This is a genomic window from Lysobacter sp. Hz25 (genome assembly GCF_046097045.1).
Classification (GTDB): domain Bacteria; phylum Pseudomonadota; class Gammaproteobacteria; order Xanthomonadales; family Xanthomonadaceae; genus Lysobacter; species Lysobacter antibioticus_B.
This window is the reverse complement of record NZ_CP175666.1, coordinates 3,231,910-3,255,157: the sequence shown is the minus strand read 5'-3', so window position 1 is coordinate 3,255,157 and position 23,248 is coordinate 3,231,910. Positions and strand designations below refer to the sequence as shown.

The 23,248-nt window shown below is 67.6% G+C and carries 23 protein-coding genes; 16 read left to right on the top strand and 7 right to left on the bottom strand.

The window, feature by feature from the left end; all coding sequences use genetic code 11:
- Positions 1-77: 77 nt before the first annotated feature.
- From infA to trxB, 4 genes are all read right to left on the bottom strand, one after another.
- Positions 78-296, bottom strand: coding sequence for a translation initiation factor IF-1 (infA, locus tag ACKN61_RS13350; RefSeq protein ID WP_031372296.1), 219 nt, complete (start codon positions 294-296; stop codon positions 78-80).
- Positions 297-434: 138 nt separating this feature from the next.
- Positions 435-1,172, bottom strand: a complete 738-nt coding sequence (aat, locus tag ACKN61_RS13345) for a leucyl/phenylalanyl-tRNA--protein transferase (RefSeq protein ID WP_408949957.1) — start codon at positions 1,170-1,172, stop codon at positions 435-437.
- Positions 1,169-2,359: a GNAT family N-acetyltransferase gene (locus ACKN61_RS13340; protein WP_408953822.1), complete on the bottom strand. Its 1,191-nt coding sequence runs from the start codon at positions 2,357-2,359 to the stop codon at positions 1,169-1,171. Before ACKN61_RS13340 ends, aat begins: the two co-directional genes overlap by 4 nt.
- A gap of 163 nt (positions 2,360-2,522) precedes the next feature.
- Positions 2,523-3,476, bottom strand: coding sequence for a thioredoxin-disulfide reductase (gene trxB, locus ACKN61_RS13335; RefSeq protein WP_057918101.1), 954 nt, complete (start codon positions 3,474-3,476; stop codon positions 2,523-2,525).
- A 419-nt stretch (positions 3,477-3,895) separates the two neighbouring features.
- Between trxB and ACKN61_RS13330 the strand changes: the two genes are divergently transcribed.
- The 4 genes from ACKN61_RS13330 (at position 3,896) to ACKN61_RS13315 (ending at position 9,808) form a co-directional block, all read left to right on the top strand.
- Positions 3,896-4,966 (top strand): alanine dehydrogenase, encoded by a 1,071-nt coding sequence (locus ACKN61_RS13330; protein ID WP_408949956.1) that lies wholly within the window; start codon positions 3,896-3,898, stop codon positions 4,964-4,966.
- A 330-nt stretch (positions 4,967-5,296) separates the two neighbouring features.
- Positions 5,297-7,660, top strand: a complete 2,364-nt coding sequence (locus tag ACKN61_RS13325; protein ID WP_408949955.1) for a DNA translocase FtsK — start codon at positions 5,297-5,299, stop codon at positions 7,658-7,660.
- Positions 7,661-7,762: 102 nt separating this feature from the next.
- Positions 7,763-8,395, top strand: a complete 633-nt coding sequence (gene lolA, locus ACKN61_RS13320) for an outer membrane lipoprotein chaperone LolA (protein ID WP_408949954.1) — start codon at positions 7,763-7,765, stop codon at positions 8,393-8,395.
- 414 nt (positions 8,396-8,809) lie between these two features.
- Positions 8,810-9,808, top strand: a complete 999-nt coding sequence (locus ACKN61_RS13315; RefSeq protein ID WP_408949953.1) for a hypothetical protein — start codon at positions 8,810-8,812, stop codon at positions 9,806-9,808.
- A 157-nt stretch (positions 9,809-9,965) separates the two neighbouring features.
- On the opposite strand, the gene ACKN61_RS13310 is transcribed toward ACKN61_RS13315, so the two are convergent.
- Positions 9,966-10,127 carry a GNAT family N-acetyltransferase gene (locus tag ACKN61_RS13310; RefSeq protein ID WP_408949952.1) on the bottom strand — a complete coding sequence of 54 codons (162 nt, stop codon included), beginning with the start codon at positions 10,125-10,127 and terminating at the stop codon, positions 9,966-9,968.
- 58 nt (positions 10,128-10,185) lie between these two features.
- Between ACKN61_RS13310 and ACKN61_RS13305 the strand changes: the two genes are divergently transcribed.
- Positions 10,186-10,440 (top strand): hypothetical protein, encoded by a 255-nt coding sequence (locus ACKN61_RS13305; RefSeq protein ID WP_408949951.1) that lies wholly within the window; start codon positions 10,186-10,188, stop codon positions 10,438-10,440.
- Between the two features lie 120 nt (positions 10,441-10,560).
- On the opposite strand, the gene ACKN61_RS13300 is transcribed toward ACKN61_RS13305, so the two are convergent.
- Entirely contained in the window at positions 10,561-11,097 is a 537-nt protein-coding gene (locus ACKN61_RS13300; protein ID WP_408949950.1) for a glycoside hydrolase family 108 protein, read from the bottom strand.
- A gap of 369 nt (positions 11,098-11,466) precedes the next feature.
- Between ACKN61_RS13300 and ACKN61_RS13295 the strand changes: the two genes are divergently transcribed.
- Together ACKN61_RS13295 and crcB are read left to right on the top strand one after the other, a co-directional pair.
- Entirely contained in the window at positions 11,467-12,765 is a 1,299-nt protein-coding gene (locus ACKN61_RS13295; protein ID WP_408953821.1) for a replication-associated recombination protein A, read from the top strand.
- 123 nt (positions 12,766-12,888) lie between these two features.
- A complete protein-coding gene (gene crcB, locus ACKN61_RS13290) occupies positions 12,889-13,284 on the top strand; it encodes a fluoride efflux transporter CrcB (protein WP_408949949.1) in 396 nt (131 codons plus the stop codon).
- Between the two features lie 47 nt (positions 13,285-13,331).
- Here the strand turns inward: crcB and ACKN61_RS13285 are convergent, their stop codons facing one another.
- Entirely contained in the window at positions 13,332-13,544 is a 213-nt protein-coding gene (locus ACKN61_RS13285) for a hypothetical protein (RefSeq protein WP_408949948.1), read from the bottom strand.
- Between the two features lie 349 nt (positions 13,545-13,893).
- Between ACKN61_RS13285 and ACKN61_RS13280 the strand changes: the two genes are divergently transcribed.
- The 9 genes from ACKN61_RS13280 to ACKN61_RS13240 all read left to right on the top strand — a co-directional run bounded on the left by ACKN61_RS13280 (position 13,894) and on the right by ACKN61_RS13240 (position 22,836).
- Complete coding sequence (locus ACKN61_RS13280; RefSeq protein WP_408949947.1) at positions 13,894-14,631, top strand: SapC family protein; 738 nt, start codon at positions 13,894-13,896, stop codon at positions 14,629-14,631.
- 195 nt (positions 14,632-14,826) lie between these two features.
- Positions 14,827-15,033 (top strand): hypothetical protein, encoded by a 207-nt coding sequence (locus ACKN61_RS13275; RefSeq protein WP_408949946.1) that lies wholly within the window; start codon positions 14,827-14,829, stop codon positions 15,031-15,033.
- Between the two features lie 355 nt (positions 15,034-15,388).
- On the top strand, positions 15,389-16,996 hold the full coding sequence (locus tag ACKN61_RS13270) for a ShlB/FhaC/HecB family hemolysin secretion/activation protein (protein WP_408949945.1): 1,608 nt from the start codon (positions 15,389-15,391) through the stop codon (positions 16,994-16,996).
- 125 nt (positions 16,997-17,121) lie between these two features.
- Complete coding sequence (locus ACKN61_RS13265) at positions 17,122-18,939, top strand: DUF2341 domain-containing protein (RefSeq protein WP_408949944.1); 1,818 nt, start codon at positions 17,122-17,124, stop codon at positions 18,937-18,939.
- Positions 18,936-19,340 (top strand): ExbD/TolR family protein, encoded by a 405-nt coding sequence (locus tag ACKN61_RS13260; RefSeq protein ID WP_408949943.1) that lies wholly within the window; start codon positions 18,936-18,938, stop codon positions 19,338-19,340. The genes ACKN61_RS13265 and ACKN61_RS13260 overlap by 4 nt, the downstream gene beginning before the upstream one ends.
- 19 nt (positions 19,341-19,359) lie before the next feature.
- Positions 19,360-20,031 (top strand): TonB family protein, encoded by a 672-nt coding sequence (locus tag ACKN61_RS13255; protein WP_408949942.1) that lies wholly within the window; start codon positions 19,360-19,362, stop codon positions 20,029-20,031.
- A 61-nt stretch (positions 20,032-20,092) separates the two neighbouring features.
- Positions 20,093-21,811, top strand: coding sequence for a putative porin (locus ACKN61_RS13250; RefSeq protein WP_408949941.1), 1,719 nt, complete (start codon positions 20,093-20,095; stop codon positions 21,809-21,811).
- A gap of 2 nt (positions 21,812-21,813) precedes the next feature.
- Positions 21,814-22,479 (top strand): hypothetical protein, encoded by a 666-nt coding sequence (locus ACKN61_RS13245; protein ID WP_408949940.1) that lies wholly within the window; start codon positions 21,814-21,816, stop codon positions 22,477-22,479.
- A 3-nt stretch (positions 22,480-22,482) separates the two neighbouring features.
- A complete protein-coding gene (locus ACKN61_RS13240; protein WP_408949939.1) occupies positions 22,483-22,836 on the top strand; it encodes a hypothetical protein in 354 nt (117 codons plus the stop codon).
- The last annotated feature ends 412 nt before the right edge of the window (positions 22,837-23,248 follow it).

Below are 23,248 nucleotides of genomic sequence, written 5' to 3'. Positions count from 1 at the left end.
CTCAGCGAGGCCTCGCCGGCAAACCCGAGGCATGAAAAAGGCGGCCAATGCCGCCTTTTTTCAATAACTTACCGCGATTACTTCATGCGGTAGGTGATGCGACCCTTGGTGAGATCGTAGGGCGTCATTTCGACCTTGACCTTGTCGCCGGTCAGGATGCGAATGTAGTTCTTGCGCATGCGACCCGAGATATGGGCAATGATCTCGTGCCCGTTTTCGAGACGCACGCGGAACATGGTGTTCGGAAGAGTTTCCGCCACCGTGCCCTCGAATTCGATCACGTCATCTTTTGCCATGTGTTTCCTAGGGAGTCGCGAAAAGCGGGCGTCGCGCGCCCGCGAAGCCGCACATTCTGCCACGCCAGCGGCCTGGTAGCAAAAATCCGTTAATCGCGCCGCCCGCTGGGACTGGAGCCGGCAGCAAGACCGCTCGCGCTAGCGCTCCGCCAGGCGCGAGGCCGGCCAGTCGCCGAAGCGCTCGGTCCAGGGCTCGGCCGGTTCGGCGATGGCGGTGAGCGCGGCGACCTCGGCCAGGAAGGCCGCGCGCGGCATCGATCCGGCGCCGAGGCTGAGCAGGTGCGGGTTCTCGACCTGGCCGTCGAGCAGCGGCCAGCCCCATTCGTGCAGGCGATGGGCCAGCGCCGCGAGCGCGACCTTGGAGCCGCCGGAGCGGGCGCTGAACATGCTTTCGCCGAAGAACATGCGTCCGATCGCGACCCCGTAGATGCCGCCGGCCAGGCGTTCGCCGTCGTAGACCTCGACCGAATGGGCGTGGCCGAGCTCGTGCAGGCGCTGGTAGGCGGCGAGCATGTCCTCGGTGATCCAGGTGCCGTCCTGGTGCGGGCGCGGCGCCCGCGCGCAGGCAGCGACGACCTCGGCGAAGGCGGTGTCGGCGCGCACCGTCCAGTCGCAGTGGCGCAGGCTGCGGCGGAATTTCGACGGCAACCGCACGCCGTCGGTGCGGAACACGGTGCGCGGGTCCGGGCACCACCACAGCAGCGGATAGCCTTCCGACGGCCACGGGAACACGCCATGGCGGTAGGCATTGAGCAGCCGGCCCGGGCTGAGGTCGCCGCCCATCGCGAGCAGGCCGTCGGGTTGGCGCAGGGCGTGTTCGGGCGACGGGAACGGCGCATCGGGGTCGGGCGAGAGCAGGATCGGCAGCTGGCTCATGGGCCCGGCTCCGTGGCAGTGGCCTGAGTCTGCGCTTCGAGCGCCTTGAACGGCGTGTGCAGGGCCAGGGTGCGGGCGTACTGCCGCACCGAAGCCGCCTCGTCGCGGCACCAGGGCCGCAGGGCGCCGCGGAAGCCGGGGTCGGCGATCCAGTGGCGGCTGCGCACGAAGCTGGGCAGGAAGCCGCGCGCGAGCTTGTGCTCGCCCTGGGCGCCGGGCTCGAAACGGGTCAGGCCCTCGCGCAGGCAGTAGTCGATGCCCTGGTAGTAACAGGTCTCGAAATGCAGCCCGGGCAGGCCGACCTCGGCGCCCCAGTAGCGGCCGTACAAGGTGTCGCCACCGCGCAGGCACAGCGCGCCGGCGATCGCCTCGCCCTCGCGTTCGGCCAGGAAGATCACCAGCGACTGCGGCATGGTCCGCGCCAGGTGGCGCAGGAAGTCCAGGGTCAGCGCCGGGTGGTTGCCGTACTCGGCGAAGGTGGTCAGGTAGAAGCGGTGCATCGTCGCCAGGTCGGCGTCGCTGGCGTCGCGGCCTTCGACGATGCGGAAGCTGACCCCGGCGCGCGCGACCTTGGCGCGTTCCTGGCGGATGTTCTTGCGGTGCTTGTGGTCGAACGCGGCCAGGAACTGGTCGAAATCCTGCCAGCGCCGGCCCTGCGCATCGGCGTCGTTACGCCAGTGGTATTGCACGTCGATGCGTTGCAGCCAGTCGCCGCCGCAGGCTTCCTGCTCGAACGCGGCGTCTTCGTCGGCCTCGTGGAAGTTCACGTGCGCCGACGACAGGCCCTGGCGCTCGCACAACTGCGCCATCGCCGACAGCAACAACGGCCGCTGTGCGTCCTCGCGCGCGAGCAGGCGCGGCCCGGTCACCGGTGAGTAGGGCACCGCGGCCAGCCATTTCGGGAAGTAGTCGCGGCCGTGCTGGGCGTAGGCGTGAGCCCAGGCGTGATCGAACACGAACTCGCCGTGCGAGTTCTGCTTGAGGTAAGCCGGCATCGCCGCGATCAGTTCCTCGCCGTCCCACACGCTCAGGTGATGCGGGGCCCAGCCCCATTCTTCGCGCAGGCAGCCCTGCTGTTCGAGGCCGAGCAGGAAGGCGTGGGCGACGAAGGGATTGCGGCCGTCGTGCAGCGCATCCCATTGCGCGGACGCGACCTCGGACAGCGAGGCGAGCAGTCGGATCGACAGGGCGTCGGTGCTTGCGGTCACGGGCGGCGCGAGTCGCTATCGAGGGGCCCGCGCTCCGAGCGTAGCCGCGGGCGCGGGGGCCTTGCATGGGCGTCGTCGGGCGACGCCCGCAGGCGGGCGCCGGGTTCGCGGCCGATTCGCATCGATCCGCGACGCCCCGGCATCAGGCGTCCTTGTCGAGGAACTTCTCGGCGTCGAGGGCGGCCATGCAGCCGAAACCGGCCGAGGTGATGGCCTGGCGATAGACCTGGTCGGCGACGTCGCCGGCGGCGAACACGCCCGGCACCGAGGTCTGGGTGGCATTGCCGTCGAGGCCGGTCTGGATGGTCAGATAGCCGTTCTTCATCTCGAGCTGGCCTTCGAACAGGGTCGTGTTCGGGGTGTGGCCGATGGCGATGAAGAGGCCATGGATGGTCAGGTCGCGGGTCGAGCCGTCCTGCACCGACTTCACCCGCAGGCCGGTCACGCCGACGTCGTTGCCGAGCACTTCGTCGACGGTGTGGTGCCACACCGGTTCGATCTTGCCGGCCTGGATCTTGGCCTGCAGCTTGTCCTGCATGATCTTCTCGGCGCGCAGGGTGTCGCGGCGATGCACCAGATAGACCTTGCGCGCGATGTTGGACAGATACAGCGCTTCCTCGACCGCGGTGTTGCCGCCGCCGATCACCGCCACGTCCTGGTCCTTGTAGAAGAAGCCGTCGCAGGTCGCGCAGGCCGAAACGCCGCGGCCCTTGAAGGCGTCTTCCGACGGCAGGCCGAGGTACTTCGCGGTCGCGCCGGTGGCGATGATCAGCGCATCGGCGGTGTAGTCGCCGTTGTCGCCCTTGAGGCGGAACGGACGCTTGGACAGATCGGCGGTGTGGATGTGATCGAACACGACTTCGGTATCGAAGCGTTCAGCGTGCGCCTGCATGCGCGTCATCAGATCCGGGCCCATCAGGCCGTGCGCGTCGCCGGGCCAGTTGTCGACTTCGGTCGTGGTCATGAGCTGACCGCCCATTTGCAGGCCCGTGATCACCAGCGGCTTCAGGTTCGCGCGAGCGGCGTAGACGGCGGCAGTCCAGCCGGCCGGGCCGGAACCGAGAATGACGACACGGGAGTGCTTGGAAGGGGTCATGTATATAATCGCGGCAGTTGGGAGCGCGCTCTGCGCAGAATGAAACTCGACATTCCGGCCATACGCCGGCGTGTTGAAGTTTCAGGAGCAGGGCATAGCTTGGAGGCGGCGTCCCGGCAAAACAAGGCGTGTCGTGCGGACGCAACGTTGCGTCCCGCGAACCGCCCGTTGCCGGCTAACGCGGCGCTCGCCTGCGGGGTATCTATGCAGGCGCGGCTAGCAGGCGCGCCAAGTCGCGCAGCGCAGCCGCTTCGCCTTGGCCGCGGCACCGAATCGGCGCTTCACGAAATTGGTTTCACCAACACTCGCCTCAGCACCACCTTTCACCGCAACCGTTCCGACACCACACGACAACTTAGACAATCAGGCTTGGGGCGCCGCGCATGCGGCGTTTTTTCTGGGCCGCACTGGAGACAGCAATGCGTATCGGCGTACCGAAGGAAACCAAGACCCTCGAAGGGCGCGTCGCGCTCGTTCCCGCCGCGGCGGGCGATCTGGTCAAGCGCGGCCACGAGGTCTGGCTGGAACAGGACGCGGGCATCAAGAGCGGGTTCAAGGACTCCGATTACACCCGTCTGGGCGTGAAGATCGCCCCGGACGCGGCGGCGCTGTACGAAAAGGGCGAGCTGATCGTCAAGGTCAAGGAGCCGATCGCCGGCGACCTGCAGCACCTGCGCAAGGATCACCTGTTGTTCTGCTACCTGCACCTGGCCGCCGAGCCGGTGTTGACCAAGCAGTTGCTCGACATCGGCCTGACCGGCATCGCCTTCGAGACCGTCGAGCTGCCCAACGGCGACCTGCCGCTGCTGGCGCCGATGTCGATCATCGCCGGCAAGATCGGCGTCCAGGTCGGTACCCACCTGCTGCACCAGCCCATGAGCGGCAAGGGCAAGCTGCTCGGCGGCCTGCCGTCGACCGAGCGCGGCAAGGTCGTCGTGTTCGGTGCCGGCCAGGCCGGCGGCGCGTCGGCGGCGCTGGCCGCGGCCGGCGGCTCCAACGTGACCGTGTTCGAAATGCGCCAGGACCGCATGGACCAGATGATGCGCCTGGGCAACAACGTCACCGCGCTGTTCCCCTATGTCGACGTGGTCGCGCGCGAAGTGGCCTCGGCCGACCTGGTGATCGGTGCGGTGCTGGTGACCGGCGCGCGCGCGCCGCACGTGCTGACCCGCGACATGCTCAAGGGCATGGAAGACGGCAGCGTGGTGGTCGACATCTCGATCGACCAGGGCGGCTGCTTCGAGACCTCGCGTCCGACCACCTGGAAGGAACCGACCTACGTCGAAGAGGGCGTGACCCACTTCTGCGTGACCAACATGCCGGGCGCCGTGCCGCAGACCTCCTCGCAGGCGATCTGCGCGGCGATCCTGCCCTGGGTCAACAAGCTGGCCGCCGGCGCCGAATGGCGCAACAACCCGGCGCTGGTGCGCGGCATCAACGTCGAAGCGGGCCAGCTGATCCATCCGGCCCTGCAGGGCATGAAGCTGTAAGCGACTGACTGAGGGACGGCCTGACCGGCCGGGCGCGGGGAGGCGAGACATCGCCGCCGCTCGCCCGGGACCGGTTTGCGCCGGCGGAGCGGGGCGGTAAGGTGGGGCGGTGGCCGATCTCGGCGCCAGCGTCTCGCCGCCGCCCCGTTTTTCTTGCGGCGGTTTCGTTGGCCGGGGCGCGATTCCCGGCCGGACGACGATGCCGCGGTGGGCGTCGGCAGGAAAGCGCGGGTCGGCCCTGGGTGGGCGCCCAGCCGCTTTCTTTCCACTTCGCTCGATTCGGCTGTATATTCAACAACTAACAGTATCAACCTAAGGCAGCACATCACGGTGGCGCAAGCTCCCACAGCCAGTCGCAAGAAGGCCAAAGCGGCCGAGACCGAAAAGCGCCCGCCGTCGCCGCGACGTCAGCGGCTGATGCGCGACATCGTCCTGATCGTGATCGCGCCGCTGCTGCTGTATCTGCTGGCGAGCCTGGTGACGTTTTCGCCGGCCGATCCGGGTTGGTCGCATTCGGGCTCGATCACCGCGCCGCTGCACAACGTCGGCGGCCGCGTCGGCGCCTGGATCGCCGATGTGCTGCTGTACCTGTGCGGCTATGTCGCCTTCCTGCTGCCGATCATGCTCGGCGCGATCGCCTGGATCGCGCTGTTCGGCATGGACACCGACGGCGACGGCGAAGCCGACCTCGGTCCGGCGCTGCGCCTGATCGGCATCGTCGGTTTCCTGGTCTCGGCGACCGGCCTGCTGCAACTGCGTTTCGGCCCGGCCGAATATTTCTCCGCCGGCAGCGGCGGCATCCTCGGCCAGTTGGTCGGGCGTTCGCTGTATTCGGGCTTCGGTCCGGTCGGCGGCAATCTGTTCCTGCTCGCGCTGTTGCTGATTTCGGTGACCCTGGCCACCGGCATCTCCTGGTTCGCGGTCATGGACAAGCTGGGCCAGTGGACGATGGCCATGGGCCCGACCCTGAGCAAGCTGTTCCGCCGGGGCAGCCAGCAGGCGACCGAGTGGCGCCAGGCCCAGGTCATGCGCGAAGAGCGCGAGGAAGTGCGCAAGGTCGACACCGAGCTGCGCTCCAAGCGCGAGAAGGTGCGGATCGAGCCGCCGCCGGCACCGGTGGTGGAGAAGAGCGAACGCGCCAAGCGTGAAACCCAGATCCCGCTGTTCAACACCGGCGACGGCAGCGGCCTGCCGCCGCTGGCCCTGCTCGACGATCCCAAGCCGCAGCCCAAGGGCTACAGCGAAGAGACCCTGGAAACCCTGTCGCGGCAGATCGAATTCAAGCTCAAGGATTTCCGCATCGACGCCCAGGTCATGGGCGCCTACCCGGGGCCGGTCATCACCCGCTTCGAGGTGCAGCCGGCGCCCGGCGTCAAGGTCAGCCAGATCAGCTCGCTCGACAAGGACATCGCCCGCGGCCTGTCGGTCAAGTCGGTGCGCGTGGTCGACGTGATCCCCGGCAAGTCGGTGATCGGCCTGGAAACGCCGAACACCAGCCGCGAGATGATCTACCTGTCCGAGCTGCTGCGCTCGAAGGAATACGACAAGTCCGGCAGCCCGCTGACCCTGGCGCTGGGCAAGGACATCGCCGGTCGCCCGACCGTGGCCGACCTGGCGCGCATGCCGCACTTGCTCGTCGCCGGCACCACCGGTTCGGGCAAGTCGGTGGCGGTCAACGCGATGGTGCTGAGCCTGCTCTACAAAGCCTCCGCGAAGGAACTGCGGATGCTGATGATCGACCCGAAGATGCTCGAACTCTCGGTCTACGAGGGCATTCCGCACCTGCTGGCGCCGGTCGTCACCGACATGAAGGAAGCCGCCAACGGCCTGCGCTGGTGCGTGGCCGAGATGGAGCGCCGCTACAAGCTGATGTCGATGGTCGGCGTGCGCAACCTGGCCGGCTTCAACAAGAAGGTCCGCGACGCCGAGGAAGCGGGCCAGCCGATGATGGACCCGCTGTTCAAGCCCAACCCCGAGCTGGACGAAGCGCCGCGCCAGCTCGAGACCTTGCCGTTCATCGTCATCTTCATCGACGAATTCGCCGACATGATGATGATCGTCGGCAAGAAGGTCGAAGAGCTCATCGCCCGCCTGGCGCAGAAAGCGCGCGCCGCCGGCATCCACCTGATTCTCGCCACCCAGCGTCCCTCGGTCGACGTCATCACCGGCCTGATCAAGGCCAACATCCCGACCCGCATCGCCTTCCAGGTATCGAGCAAGATCGACTCGCGCACGATCCTGGATCAATCCGGCGCCGAGACCCTGCTCGGTCACGGCGACATGCTGTACCTGCCGCCCGGCACCGCCATGCCCGAGCGCGTCCACGGCGCGTTCGTCTCCGACGAGGAAGTGCATCGCGTGGTCGAACACCTCAAGCAGGTCGGCGGCCGCCCGGACTACATCGAAGGCGTGCTCGACGAAGTGCAGACGATGGGCGACGGCACCGTGGTCGGCGCGACCGGCCTGCCGGAAACCGCTAATGCCGGCGGCGACGAATCCGACCCGCTCTACGACGAGGCCGTGCGCATCGTCACCGAGACCCGTCGCGCCTCGATCTCGGGCGTGCAGCGCCGGCTCAAGATCGGCTACAACCGCGCCGCGCGCCTGATCGAGGCGATGGAAGCGGCCGGCATCGTCACCCCGCCCGAGCACAACGGCGACCGCAGCGTGTTGGCGCCGCCGCCGCCGAAGTAGCGCAAGCCTTAAACTGAACCGATTGTGCGCCGGGCCGGCTTTGGCGCGCGCCCGTTCAGTTTTTTGTTGTCAGACTCTGCGCAAGCGTTCTGGAGTATTCCGATGATTCGTACCATCAAATTCGCCGCGGCCGGCGCGATCGCCGCCGTACTGTTCTCGGCCAGCGCCTTCGCCGGCGCGCGCGACGACCTGGGCGCCTTCACCCGCGGCCTCAAGGGCCTCGACGGCCAGTTCGCCCAGCAGGTCTACGACGCCAACGGCAAGCTCAAGGAAACCTCGCAGGGCCAGGTGGCGCTGTCGGCGCCGCGCCTGTTCCGTTGGGAATACGTCAAACCGTATCCGCAGTTGATCGTCGCCGACGGCAAGAAGGTCTGGGTCTTTGAGCCCGACCTCAAGCAGGTCACGGTGCGTCCGCAGGGCGCCGAGGAACAGAACAGCCCGCTGGCCGCGCTGATCGACCCGACCCGCCTGGATGCGATGTTCGTGGTCAAGGACAACGGCAGCAACGGCGGCCTCAACTGGCTGTCGCTGCAGCCCAAGACCGACAACGACGCCAGCTTCCGCAGCGCCAAGCTCGGCTTCAACGCCAGCGGCCTGGCGAAAATGGAAATCGTCGACGCGCTGGGCCAGAAGACCGAGATCAGCTTCAGCGGCTGGAAGCGCAACCCGAGCTTCCCGGCGACCACGTTCAAGTACGCGCCGGCCAAGGGCGTGGACGTGATCGGCGAAGGTTGAGCCACACCGCGCGGCGAGGCCGCGCCGGGTAACAATGCGCTGCGCAATCACCGAAACGCGAGTCCCGACGGGGCTCGCGTTTTTCGTTTGTGTGTACCTTTGCGAGCGCCGATATCGCAAAGCGCGACCTCGATCAAATGCCGGCGTACTGCAGCGCTGTGTTTGTGAGCCGCGTCGCAGCGCATCGTCGCGATACGTCGCGCTATTCGCCGGGCCGGGCCGTACCGATCTGCGGCCGCGCCGCGTTGCACGCTGCCAGGCGTCACAGCACGAACCAAGGCGCCGCATGCCCCGACGCGATCGCGGTGGCATGCTCGCCGCGCTTCGCCCGGACCGAGGCGAGGCCGGCGCAGGAGCGAAGCTGGCCGCATGCGCGTGTTTCCTCCGCCAGCGACCCGACTGGAGTACGACCGCATGAAGCGTCTATCGTTATTGATCGCCTTGTTGCTGCCGACGATGGCGGCCGCCCAAGACCAGACCTTCGAGAAAGACAACGGCATCATCCGCATCCGGCTCAACGAAAAAGTCGCGCCGTTCCAGACCCGTTCGCCGATGATTACCGGCCTTTGGATCGCCGGTCGCCTGGCGGTGCCGCACGACAACGTCGGCGCCGATTTCCAGATGACCACGCGCAGCAGGGAGGGCAACGAGTACAACCCCACCCAGGGCGGCGACTGCACCGGCCGCACCTCGCTGCTGACCGGTTCGATCCCGAACTGGAGCGGCGCCCAGCTCGGCACGCCGGCCAGCCACGGCATCCTGCTCGGCATCGACCCCTTGCTCTACGACGAGCCGACGCTGTCCGGTACCTGTCGGGGCCGTCCGGCGCAGGTCGCGCCCTACGACATGGCGTTCGGCGTCACCCTCGGCGACGGCTTCGCCATGCCGCGCGAAGCCATGATGCTGGACATGTCGATCCGCAAGGATTTCTCGGGCGCGCAGAACCCGGTCAAGGCCTTGTCGGAGCTGCCGGTCGCGTTCGTCGACGTCAATTTCCTGCGTTACGCCTATTACAGCCTCAACGGTTCGCAGTTCCAGCGCTTCCAGCCGTCGACCACGCCCGGCCTCAGCCACGACATCAAGCAATGGCCCTGGAACGAGAATTACTACCAGAGCGGCCACGCCATCGCCTTGTGCGATCGCCCCGACATGGTCGAGCAGCCGAGCCAGGGCACCTGCATGGCGTTCTATTCGCACGAGCCGACGCTCGTCTACGCCAGCCGCCGCCAGGGCGCGCCCTACGAACTCGGGCTGATGTCGATGCTCGGCGACGACGATTTCTCGACCGAGATCGTCGGCACCGAGTGGCATACCGCGCGTCGGCTGGTGGCGGTGGGGCACCTGACTTCGGTGGCGGCGGTGATCGCGCACGCCGAGCAGCATGTCCCGGCCTCGTCGTGGGCACAGTGGTAAGCGCCCGGACGGGTTGATCCGATCTCGATGCGGGTCGTCCCGATGGTCGCAGTCGGCGGCCGCCAACGCGAGCCCTGCGGGGCTCGCGTTTTTTGCCGCTGCGAATAGAGCGAATGCGTCGAGCCTAACTTGCCGTGTCGTGCACGGCGTAGCGCAGCTACAGCGTCTTTTCGTAACGGATCGTGGTCAGGCCGCTGTTCCATTCCTCGTCGGGATAACGCGCCGTCTCGCGATAGCCCAAGGCCAGGTACAAGGCCTGGCTGCCGGTATTGAAGGTGTCGGTTTCCAGGCTCGCGGTCACGAGGCCGTCTGCGCGCATCGCCGTCTCCAGCGTGGCCATCAGCTGCCTGGCCACGCCGGCGTGCCGGGGCGGTCACGTGCAGAGCCCCGACGAAACCGCCGGCGCGGTGGGCGAAGCCGGCCAGGCGTCCATCGAGTTCGGCGACCACGAAGCGGCCCAGGTGCGTGTCGACGAAGCGTTCGGTACCGCCGCCGTTGCGATAAGCGGCGATCGCCTGCGCAGTGAGTTGCGGGCGCCAGGTGTCGACGAAGGTTTCCTCGAGAAGGGCGAGTACGGCGGCGCGGTCGTCCGAGCGTGCCGGGCGGATCCGAAGCAGGGCTTTGCTCATTGATGTGCGGCGACGCTGCCTGGCAGCGTCGGGTGCTTGATGCCGATAGATCGCTCATTGTGCTGTCGCGATGCATCGACAGGAATGGCGCGATCGGTCCTTAGCGCAGTGGTTCGAGCGGCCTCAGCTCGATGCCGGCGCCTGCTCCGGGAACCACTCCGCGCGCGCCAGCCAACCGGCCAGGAAGCGCTGCAACACCGGATGCGCGGCGGCGAGGTTGCGGTAGTAGTCGATGCGGCCCTGGCGATAGCGCGGGTACAGCGCCGCCTGATCGGCGGCCTGCAACGCCGCGGCCGTGTCCGGGCCGAACCGGCCGTCGGCCGTCACCGGCGGGCCGAGCAGGGTCTGCAACAGCAGCACCGCATGGAAGCCGGCGTTGACCTGGAAATCGAACAAGTCCTCGGCCAGGCACTGCAGGCCGATCGCGTCGCATTGGAGCGGGTCCCAGTACAAGGTCTTGTAGAGGATCGCCGCCTGGCCGTTGCTCAGTGCCTTGAGGTTGTCGAGGGTGGGCGCGATGCCGAGCAGTGCCTGTGCATGCGCCTGGAAGGTCGCCAGGGTGATGCCCTTGTTGGTCGCGCCGCCCGGATCGGCCGGGTCGTCGACGTAGCCGCCCTCGAACTTCAGCAGTTGCGGGAAAAACGCGTTGAAATCCGCCATCGCGATGCTCGCTGTGTAGGTGGATGGAGTTCCGGCGTACCGGGTTCGTGAACAAGAACGTCGCCGGGGCAGGGCTGTGAGCGGCTGCCAGCGCAGGCCCGGTCGCGGATCCTACTCACTCGCCGTCGCGGCTGCCGCTACGTTCGCTTCCGGTTTCGGTTCCGGCTTACCGGGCGGTTTGCGAAATCCCGCTGGATCAAGGGCTTGCACGCCAGCCCGGCTCGCCTTCGCCACGATCTTGCTATCGTGTCGGACCGCCCTACACCGGAACCCGTTCGCCCCGTGGCCCGCCGCAACGCCTCTTCCTCCGCTAACGATCGCGACCTGTTGAGCGTGGATCGCGACGGCCTGCGCCCGCTCGCCGAACGCATGCGTCCGCGCGCGCTCGACGAGATGGTCGGCCAGCGCCGCCTGCTCGCGCCGGGTTCGGCGCTGCGTCGCGCGGTCGAGTCCGGGCGGGTGCACTCGATGATCCTGTGGGGGCCGCCGGGCTGCGGCAAGACCACCCTGGCGCTGCTGCTGGCGCGCTACGCCGATGCCGAGTTCAAGGCGATCTCGGCGGTGCTGTCGGGCCTGCCGGAAGTGCGCCAGGTGCTGGCCGAGGCCGCCCACCGGTTCGCCGACGGCCGCCGCACCGTGCTGTTCGTCGACGAGGTGCATCGCTTCAACAAGAACCAGCAGGATGCGTTCCTGCCGCACATCGAGCGCGGCACCATCCTGTTCGTCGGCGCCACCACCGAAAACCCGTCGTTCGAGCTCAACTCGGCCTTGCTGTCGCGCTGCCGCGTGCACGTGATGGAATCGGTCTCGCCCGAGGACATTCGCCAGACCCTGCGCCGCGCGCTCGAGGACGAGGAGCGCGGCCTGGGCGGGCAGTCGATCCAGGTCGGCGACGAACTGCTGTTGCAGATCGCCACCGCCGCCGACGGCGACGTGCGCCGCGCCCTGACCCTGCTGGAGATCGCCGCCGAACTGTCGCAGGACGAAGACGGCCTGATCACCGAGGCCACCCTGGCCCAGGTGCTGGCCGACCGCACGCGCCGCTTCGACAAGGGCGGCGACCAGTTCTATGACCAGATCTCGGCGCTGCACAAATCCGTGCGCAGCTCCAACCCGGATGCGGCGCTGTACTGGTTCGCGCGCATGCTCGACGGCGGCTGCGACCCGCATTACCTGGCGCGCCGGATCGTGCGCATGGCGGTCGAGGACATCGGCCTGGCCGATCCGCGCGCCCAGCAGATGGCGGTCGACGCCTGGGACACTTACGACCGGCTCGGCAGCCCCGAAGGCGACCTGGCCCTGGCCCAGGTGGTGATCTACCTGGCGAGCACGGCCAAATCGAATGCGGCCTATGCGGCCTTCAACGCGGCCAAGAGCGATGTCGGCCAGTACGGCACGCAAGACGTGCCGATGCACCTGCGCAATGCGCCGACCAAGCTCATGGAACGCCTGGGTTACGCCAAGGGCTATCAGTACGACCACGACGCGGACGGCGGCATCGCCCTCGACCAGACCGGCTTTCCCGAGGCGATGGGCGAACGGGTGTATTACGAGCCGGTCGCGCGCGGCCTGGAGATCAAGCTGGGCGAGAAACTCGCGCGTCTGCGCGCGCTGCGTGCGCAGGCGCGCGGCGAGGGCGACGGGCACGGCGAAGGCGAAGGCGGCTGAGGCGAGGGCGGCCGGCGAGGACATACCCGAACACGGCGGCCGCTCAGGCCGGCCGCGACGGGTCGGACGCTCAGATTCAGACGGCAGGCGGGCAGGCGGCTACACGCCGGCGCATAACGGGAGATGGCAACGGTGTTGGCTTCGTTCTTCGCAATCGGCCTCGGCGCCGCGATCGGCGCCTGGGCGCGCTGGGGCCTGGGCCTGTGGCTCAATCCGAGCCATGCCAGCCTGCCCTTGGGCACCCTGGCGGCGAACCTGATCGGCGGCTACGGCATCGGTCTGGCCGTGGCCTGGTTCTCGCAACACCCCGCGATCGCGCCGGAGTGGCGCTTGTTCGTCATCACCGGCCTACTCGGCGGGCTGACCACGTTTTCGACCTTCTCGGCCGAAGTCGTGCACTTGCTGGGGCGACAGCAGTTCGGCTGGGCCTTCGGCGTGGCTGCGTTGCACATGCTGGGCTCGTTCGCGATGACCGCGGCCGGCATCGCCAGCGTGCAGGCCTGGGGTCGTGCTGGCTGAGCGGCGCTGGTCGAGCCGGGCCGTGCCCGCAGAGCGGCCGCCCGCCATCACTCGATGGGCGGCGGGACCGGACGACGCGACATGCGCAGCACGTCGTCGCTCGGCGCGGCGACCTTGTTGGCCAGGACCTGCTGCAGGGATTCGACCTCGGCCCAGACCATGTGCTGCAGCGCCTGCAACAAGGTCATGCCGGCATTCGACAGGATCAGGCGGCCGTCGTGGCTCAGGGCCAGCCCATCCTCGATCAATGCATGCTTCATGTGACTGGTTTCCGGTTGCACCCCGCGTTGCAACCCCACTAGAACGCTCAACAGAGCGTGTTCCCGCAATGACACCTTGAACAAAGCGCTTCCCCTCTCTGCACCCGGCACGTATGGCTTGTATGTGCCGGCAATCACGATATGGGATCGGACGTGATGACAGCTTTGACAGGCATCGGTGCACCTGAAAGTTGCTTTCGGCCGGCGCCGGGCGGCCTGGGGCGAAGGGGCCGGCCGGTGGCCGGGAGGCGCCGCCGAGCGCGGCCGGCCCCGTTGTAACTGTCATGGCGATGCGGCATCGTCGCCGCACCCGCCGGGTCGGCGGGCACACCACAGATTCGGGACTTCCATGCTGATCTACGACAAAGTCGTGCCGCTGAACCGCCACACCCATCGCCGCCTGCGTCTGCGTTCGTCCTCGCACAACGCCCGCTTCGCCTCGGGTCTCAACTCGGTGCCATTGACCACGGTCGAGTTCCTGCAGGCCGCCTGCGAATACGCCATCGTGTTCGCCAAGCTCGAAAGCGGCGATTTCCTGCCGGCGATCATGGTCGGCCTGCGCAACGAAGAGAACCTCTACGTCGGCGAAGACGCGCGCTGGAAGCGCGGCTACGTACCGGCGTTCCTGCGCCAGTATCCCTTCATCCTCACCGAAGACCGCGCCAACAACACGATGACGGTCTGCATCGACATGGGCTACGACGGCCTGTCGGAAGAAGAGGGCGAGCCGCTGTTCCAGGAGAACGGCGAGGACAGCGAAAACCTCGCCCGGGCGATGGGCTTCATGTCGAGTTACCACGACGAGTTCAGGCGCACTGCGGCGTTCACCGCCAAGCTCAAGGAACTCGACCTGCTGGAGCAGCGGGTGATTCGTTTCGGCGGCGAAGGCGAGCCGCAGCGCGAACTCGGCGGCGTCTACGTCGTGTCGGAAGAGCGTCTGTTCAAGCTCGGCGACGCGCTGATCCCGGAGTTGCTGCGTTCCGGCGCGCTAGGGCTCATCTATACCCATCTGACTTCGATGCAGAACCTCGACCGGCTTTCGGCCTTGGCGCAGGAAGCGCAGAGCAAGACGGCGACGACGAACTGAGTCGCGCCATGCCGGCGGGCGCCGACCCGGCCCCGCCGTCGCCTCTCGGGTGCGCGCTCCGTATCGGGTCGACCTGATACGCGCGCCTCGATAGGCAAACACCGCCGTCTGCGCGGCAGTGCGCAGGCGGCGCGTCGGGATCGATCCTGCGATGCCGCGACGGCGAACCCGCTCGGTGGTTCGCGCAATACCGCCATGACGATGGTCTCGATCGTCGCTGCCGCCGCCGATCATCGACCGAATGCGCGCGCAAGCGCGGACGCGGCGCTACTCGATTGTCATATCTGCGATCGCTGCGACGAGCGCGATCGTGTTGCGGCCTTGCAACGAATCCTCGCCGGGTACTGGTGCGGCAATGCGTCGAAATGCAATTCGCAGCGGTGGATGCGCATCGGCGGATGAGCGACGCGATCGACCGTCGTCCCGCGAAGGCGGGGATCGAGAGACTTCAAAGCTAGGGCTCTGTTGCGATGCAGACCGCGCGCCGTCGACAGAGCGGCAGGCACCACTCGAAGCTGCGTATTTTCTTACCTGTATGAGACGACTCATCTTCGTATGAGATGACGACCGGCTCGCAGCGACACGCCGATGTCATCGCGGCGTCTTTGTGATCGAACGCACCGAAGTGCGATGGCGACGTGACGACGATCGTGTGCCTTGTCATGCATCGGTTCAAACACCGTCACACAGCACGCCTACCTTTGCGCGGTCTGCCGACCGACCTACGGAACGGCGCTACAGGGATGGTTGCGGGTCGATGCATCTACGTCTTATCGCGACCGTCGGTCTGAGTCTGCTCGGGTCGACGAGTCTTCATGCGCAGGACTTTCAAGCGCATGACACTCAGGCTCAGACCAAAGCCGATGCCGGCGTCGCTCACTTCGACGTCATGGCCTATCAGGTGATCGGCAACTCGACCCTGCGCAATCTCGACATCGAGAAAGCGGTATACCCCTATCTCGGCCCGCAGCGCAGCGAACAGGACGTGGAAGCCGCGCGCGCCGCCTTGCAGGCGCTGTACGACAAGAGCGGCTATCCGACCGTCAGCGTCGTCATTCCCGAGCAGGACGCTTCGACCGGCCTGGTCACCCTGCAGGTCAACGAACAGAAGGTCGGGCGCTTGCGCGTCAACGGCGCGGACTACTTCTCGCCCGACGATATCGAGCGCGCGGCGCCGTCGCTCGCCGAAGGCGCCGTGCCCAACTTCAAGGACGTGCAGCGCGACATCGTCGCCTTGAACCAATGGCCGGACCGTCGCGTCACGCCCGAGGTCAAGGCCGGCGCGACGCCGAACACGGTCGACGTCGATCTCAACGTCGAAGACACCTTGCCGCTGCACGGCTCGCTCGAACTCAACAACCGCAACAGCTCGGGCACGACCGAACAACGCCTGTCGGCGAGCCTGCGTTACGACAATCTGTGGCAACGCGGCCACAGCATCAGCCTGTCGGGCCAGGTCGCGCCGCAACGCCGCGAAGACGCCGAGGTGGTCTCGGCTTCCTACCTGGCGCGCTTCGGTCCCTCGCCCTGGTCCTTGCTCGGCTACGCGGTGCGCAGCAAGAGCGACATCGCCGTGGTCGGCGATCTCAACGTGATCGGCAACGGCACCCTGGTCGGGTTGCGCCTGATGCGCGCGTTCGAGCCCGGCGAAGGTTTCTTCCATTCGCTGAGCCTCGGCCTGGACTACAAGGACTTCAAGGAAAATCTGGTCCAGGGCGCCGACCGCGGTTCGGTGCCGATCGAGTACTACCCGCTCAGCCTCAACTACAACGCCGATTGGGTGAAAGAGCGTTCGCTGAGCGACCTGGCGTTCTCGGCGGTGTTCAACCTGCGCGGCGTCGGCGACGACCGCGCCGCCTTCGACGCCAAGCGCTATCAGGCGCAGCCGAATTTCTTTTACCTGCGCGGTTCCGGTTCGCGCACCTGGAAGTTCGCCGGCGATGCCCAGCTGATGCTGCGCCTGCAGGGCCAGTTCGCCGCCGAACCGCTGATCAGCAACGAGCAATTCAGCATCGGCGGCCTCGACAGCGTGCGCGGCTATTACGAATCCGAGTCGCTCGGCGACCTCGGCGCGGTCGCGCAGTTGGAAGCGCGCACGCCGTCGTTCGCCGATGCGCTCGGCTCGGGCTTCGAGGAACTGCGCCTGCGCGCCTTCGTCGACGCCGGCTATGCGCGCATCAACGATCCGCTGCCCGAACAGACCCGCAGCGAAACCCTGATCAGCGCCGGCGTCGGCGCTTCGCTGAAGGCGTTCGGCCATCTCAACGGCTCCATCGACGTGGCGCGGCCCTTGTCGAACCCGGGCGGCGGCAAGGACGACCGCGACAGCGTCGAAGTGGGTTTCCGGGTGTGGGGCGAATTCTAGACGAAAGCGCGCGGGCCCGGCCGGGATGGCGCCGGGCCCGCGGACGCGAGATGGCAACCGAACGGGCCCGCGATGGGCAGGCCGCTGTAAGCGCCGGACCGAACTACTACTTCTGGGGGTGTGTCGTGAATCGATTGAGGGTGTTGCTTGCTGCCGTGTTGCTGCTGTCTTCGTTGCCGGCGATGGCGGCGTCGTGGTGGGACGGTCATTGGAACTATCGGGCCAAGGTCGATCTCAATTCCACCTCGGCCGGTGCGGCGATGACCGCGCCGGGCGGGCGTAGCCAGGTGCTGGTGCGCCTGCATGCGGGCAATTTCAATTTTGCCGATGCCAAGGAAGACGGCAGCGACGTGCGCTTCATCGCCGCCGACGACCGCACGCCGCTCAAGTATCACTTCGAGAAGTACGACGGCCTGGTCGACCAGGTCGCGTTGGCCTGGGTCGATCTGCCGAACCTCGAAGCCAATGCGGTGTCGTCGCTGTACGTCTATTTCGGCAACACCGAGGCCACGCCGGGCAGCGACGCGCATGGCAGCTACGACGCCGACAGCATCGCGGTCTACCACTTCGCCAACCAGGGCGCGGCCGGCGGCGACCAGACCGCCTACGCCAACAACGCCCAGGCGCCGCTGACTCTGGCCGAAGCGGCCTTGATCGGCGCCGGCCTGCAGTTGAACGGACAGGCGCCGGTGACAGTGCCGGCGTCGTCGTCCCTGAACTTCGCCGCGGCCCAGCCCTTGACCCTGTCGATGTGGATCAAACCGGCGACGGCCAACGCCGACGGCGTCATCGCCTCCTTGCCCGGCGCCTTGACTTTGTTGCTGGATGCCGGTGTGGTCTACGCCGAAACCGCCGATGGCGCGCGTACCTCGGCGGGCGCCGCATTGAACGGCGACGGCTGGGCGCACGTGGCGGTGCGGGCCGGCGAGGGCAAGCTTGCGGTCTACGTCAACGGCAGGCCGGCCGGCGAAGTCGCGGCGGCTGTGCCGGCGGTGAGCCGTGGCCTGCTGATCGGCGGCGAACCCGCGGGTGCCTCGGCGCGTCCCGGCTTCATCGGCCTGATCGACGAACTTGAATTGTCCAAGGTCGCGCGACCGGTCGGCCTGATCGAAGCGGCGGCCCGCAGCCAGGGCCTGGATGCGCGCTTGCTGACTTTCCAGCCGGTCGAACAGCATTCCGGCGACGGCGGCCATAACTATTTCGGCATCCTGTTCAGCGCGCTGACCGTCGATGCCTGGATCGTCATCGTGATCCTCGGCTTCATGGCCGCGATCAGCTGGTGGGTGATGATCGGCAAGGGCCTGTTCGTCAACGCCACGTCCAAGGCGAACGAACGCTTCCTGCAGGCCTTCCGCAAGCAGGCCGGCGAGTATCCGCTGCACGATCCGTCCTGGCTGCAGGCCGGCGAGGGCGACGGCCCGCTCAACGGCCGTCATTCCAATCTCGCGCGCTTGCTGGCGATCGGCCTGGACGAGCTGCGCAACCGCGTCGCCGCCGCCGGCGGGCGCTCGGTGGTGCGGCCGCAGTCGATCGCCGCGATCCGCTCGGCGCTCGACGCTGCCGCGGTACGCGAAGGCCAGCGCCTCAACAAGCTGATGGTGTTGTTGACCATCGCCATCTCCGGCGGCCCGTTCCTGGGCCTGCTCGGCACCGTGGTCGGCGTGATGATCACCTTCGCCGCGGTCGCCGCCGCCGGCGACGTCAACATCAACGCGATCGCGCCCGGCATCGCCGCGGCCCTGCTGGCGACCGTGGCCGGCCTGGCCGTCGCGATCCCGGCGCTGTTCGGCTACAACTATCTGCTGAGCCGCACCGAGGCGATCGGCGCGGACATGCAGGTGTTCGTCGACGAACTCGAAAAGCGCATCGCCGAGGACTACGCAGGCGACGCCCCGCTGCCGGCGCATCTGTCGCGCAGCGTGTCGACGGAGTCGCTGCCGTGAAGGTGCAGGGCAAAAAACCGTACGACGACATCAACATCACGCCGATGCTCGATCTGGCTTACGTGCTGTTGGTGATCTTCATCATCATGACCACCGCGGCGGTGCAGGGCATCAAGGTCGATCTGCCCAAGGCCAGCGCCAGCCAACCGTTGTCGGAACCCAAGACCAAGGTCATCGCCATCGACAACGCCGGCCAGGTCAGCATCGACGCGGTGCCGGTCAGCATGAGCGAGCTCGAACAGCAATTGCGCAACGCGCTGGCGAACGACGCCGAGTTGCCGGTGATCCTGCGCGGCGACCGCGCCGTGCAGTACGAAAAAGTCATGGCGGTGCTGGACCTGTGCAGCAAGCTCGGCATCTCCTCGATCGGGCTGGCGTCGCAGCGTCAGGCCGCCGGCTGAGCGCGCGGGGACGATCGACGTGAGCGCGCCGAATTCCTATCCGCAAACTTCGCGACTGTCGCGGGCGCTCGGCCTGGTCGGCGCGCTCGGCGTGGTCGCGGTGATCGCGTGGCTGGCCTGGTCGCTGATGCAGGACGGCGCGCCGGTCAACAAGCGCATGCCGCCGCGGGTGACCCAGGTGATCCTGCCGCCTCCGCCACCGCCGCCCCCTCCGCCGCAGCAGGAACAGGTGCCGGAAGAACCCGAGATGGTCGAGAACACGCCGTTCGAGGCGCTGGATACGCCGAAGGAAGATTCGCCGGAACCGCCCGGCGATCCGCTGACCGCCGAAGCCGGGCCGGGAGCGAACGAATTCGGCCTGCAGCCGGGCAACGGTGGCGGCACCCGCATCGGCGGCAAGGGCGGTGGCGGCAACCCTTATGCGGGTTATGCGTCGCTGGTACAGCGCAGCGTGCAGCAATACCTGCAGCGCGACGACAAGACCCGCAAAGGCCGCTACTCGGCGACGGTGGCGATGTGGCTCGATGCCGACGGCACCATCCGCCGCTCGCAGGTGATCGGCTCCACCGGCAAGCCCGAACTCGACGCCGCCATCGTCCAGGCACTGCAAGGCCGGGCCTTGCCGCAGCCGCCGCCGGCCGAGATGCCGCAACCCATCAACTTGCGCATCGGTGCGGTCGCGCCGGGCTAGCGCCGCGCCAGCGCCCGCCGCCGATCCGAGCGAACGCTTTCGACTCCACAGGAATTCGTCCATGACCGCAGCACCCACCGTACGATCCCGCGCTCCGCAGCGCTTCCGCCTGGGCGCGCTGACGCTGGCGCTGGCCTGCTCGTGCGCCGGCCCGGCGCTGGCGCAGAACCCGCCGCCGGACGCCTCGAAGATCAGCCCCGAGATGACGCTGAAACTGATCGATCTGTTGGTCGCCAAGGGCGTGTTGACCCGCGGCCAGGCCGACGACCTGATCCGCGAGACCAGCGCGTCCGCGGCGGCGACGGCGCGTGCGCCGGCCTACCAGACCCAGCCCGGTGCGGTCGTGGTGCCCTACGTGCCCGAGCTGGTGCGCCAGCAGATCAAGGACGAGTTGCGCGCGGAAGTCGTGCAGCAGGCCAAGGCCGAAGGTTGGGCGGCGCCGAACGCTTTGCCGGAATGGACGCAGCGTATCAGCGTCTACGGCGATCTGCGCGCGCGCGCCGAGGATGTGCTCAACGACGGCGAGAACTATCAGGAGTTCCCCAATTTCGCCGCGCTCAACGCCGGCTCCGGCTACGACGTCACCGATCCGCTCAGCAATCCTGTGCCGACCGTCAACACCACCAAGAATCGCGGTCGCATGCGCCTGCGCGCGCGCCTCGGCGTGCACGCCCAGATCGCCGACTGGATCGAGGCCGACCTGCGTCTGGCGACCGGCAGCGACCGCAGCCCGGTCTCGACCAACCAGACCCTCGGCGCCGGCGGCAATCTGTCCAAGTATTCGCTGTGGCTCGACCGCGCCTACCTGCGCCTGAAACCGAGCGACTGGTTGACCGCCGACATCGGCCGCGCGCCGAACCCGTTCTGGAGCAGCGACCTGCTGTTCGACCACGACCTGAGTTTCGACGGCGTGGCGGTCAGGACCGAGTTCGACCTCGATCCGGACTTCCGCCCCTACGTCAATGTCGGCGCGTTCCCGATCTTCAATACCGATTTCGATTTCGGTTCGACCCAGCGCGTCGACAAGGCCAGCAGCCGCGACAAATGGCTGTACGGCGTGCAGGCCGGCGCCGACTGGAAGTTCAACGACGACGTCTCGCTGAAGTTCGGCCTCGGCTATTTCCTGTTCGACAAGATCAACGGCGAACGCTCCACGCCTTGCCTGGCGCCGTCGAGCAAGGACGTCTGCGATACCGACCTGTCGCGCCCGCAATTCCAGCAGTTCGGCAACACCATGTTCGCGATCCGCGACATCGTGCCGGCCTCGGGTGCGCCGGACGGCCCGCAGCTGCAGTACTTCGGCTATGCCAGCGAGTTCGGCGTGGCCAACCTGCATGCGGCGCTGGAGATCGCCAGCTTCGACCCGGTCAAGGTGGTGATCGAGGCCGACGTGGTCAAGAACCTCAAGTACGACGGCAAGCGCATCCGCGCGCTCGGCCCGCTCAACAACTTCAAGCCGAACCTGGAGCCGCTGCAGCACGACGGCGGCGACAGCGGCTACTACGTCAACCTGCTGGTCGGCCAGCCGAAGATCGCCAAGGCCTGGGACTGGAACGCCAGCATCGGCTACAAACGCCTGGAGTCCGACGCCGTGCCGGATGCGTTCACCGACTCGGACTTCCATCTCGGCGGCACCAACGCGCGCGGTTTCATCGTCGGCGGCGCCCTCGGACTGGCGCGCAATACCTGGCTCGGCCTGCGTTGGCTCAGCGCCAACGAAGTCACCGGCGCGCCGTATTCGGTCGATGTGGTCCAGCTCGATCTGGGCACGGAGTTTTGAGCATGAGCCTGCGAATCTCCGCCTGCGCCCTGCGCAGCGCCCCCTTGCTGGCGGCTTTGTGGTTCGCCGCCTCCGGAGCGCATGCGCAAACCGCGAACGAAACCCGCCTGCGCGAAGCGCTGCGCGAGACCGGCGCGCGCCTGCGCAGCGCCGAAGCCGCCTTGGCGGCGCAGCAGGCGGCGACCGCCGCTGCCGAACGCGAACGCGACGCCCTCAAGGCCCAGGCCGGCAAGAGCGCGGTGCGCGACGACGGCGCCCGCGTGGCGGCGCTGCAACGCCAGCTCGGTCAAGCCAGCAGCGCGTCCGAACAGGCGCGGGCGAACGCACAGAAATGGCAGGCCGCGCAGCAGCAGGCGGCCCAGCTCGCACAGCAGAAGGACGGCGAACGCGCCGCGCTCGCGACCAGGCTGGAAGCGGCCGAAGCGCAGGCCGTGCGCTGCGCGGCAGACAGCGAGGCCTTGTACGCGACCGGGCAGGAAATCGCCGGTTTGTACCGCGATCCGCAGTTCATCGATTTCGTCCGCGACCGCGGCTTCGAACCGCTCGGCCTCGACCGGGTCAAGCACGAGAACCGGGTTCGCGCCCTCGAAGACAAACTCGCCGAACAGGGCGAGCAAGCCGCGCGGTGCCGCAACGGCGAAGCCGGCACGCGCACGGCCGGTTCCTGAGCGATGCGCCGGCGCGCCCTCGTCGTCGTGTTCGCGCTGGGCGCCGCGGCCAGCGCCGTGGCGCAACCGCGCCGTCTGCCGGCGTCGGCGCCGCCGCCGCCGTGCGTGCAGGTGCGCATCGGCCACGACGAAGCCGGCCGCTGGTCCTGTCTCAACCAGGCCATGCAGGCCGAAGTGGCGAAGGTCGCGCCGGTCGTCAACACCGATCACCCCGGCGACGCCTTGGCCCCGATCGGCAAGGGCCTGGCGACGCCGGCCGCGACCCGGCAACGCCTCGGCAATCAATACGGCAAATCGATCGTCCCGCAGCGTCCCCCGCAACAATTCCCGTCGCCCGGCCTCGGCCCGGTGCGCTGACCTCGTCATGAGTGCGGACCCGACCAGCGTCGAAGCAAGAGCAAATCCCCCGCGTCCGCTACGCGGCCGCCGCCCCCTTTTGCAAAGGGGGCAAGCGGCTTCTCGCGATTTCCACTCAGCTGCTTCGTACGTCGCGATCTCGGCCGCTTCGTGCATCGGGGGTTCCGCTGTTCGGTACCTCGCAAGCTCGGCCATTCCCCCCTTTGAAAAAGAGGGTAGGGGGGATTTGCTCGCGCCGCCAAAGCAAATCCCCCGCGTCCGCTACGCGGCCGCCGCCCCCTTTTGCAAAGAGGGCAAGCGACTTCTTGCGATTTCCACTCAGCTGCTTCGTACGTCGCGATCTCGGCCGCTTCGTGCATCGCGGGTTCCGTTGTTCGGTACCTCGCAAGCTCGGCTGTTCCCCCCTTTGCAA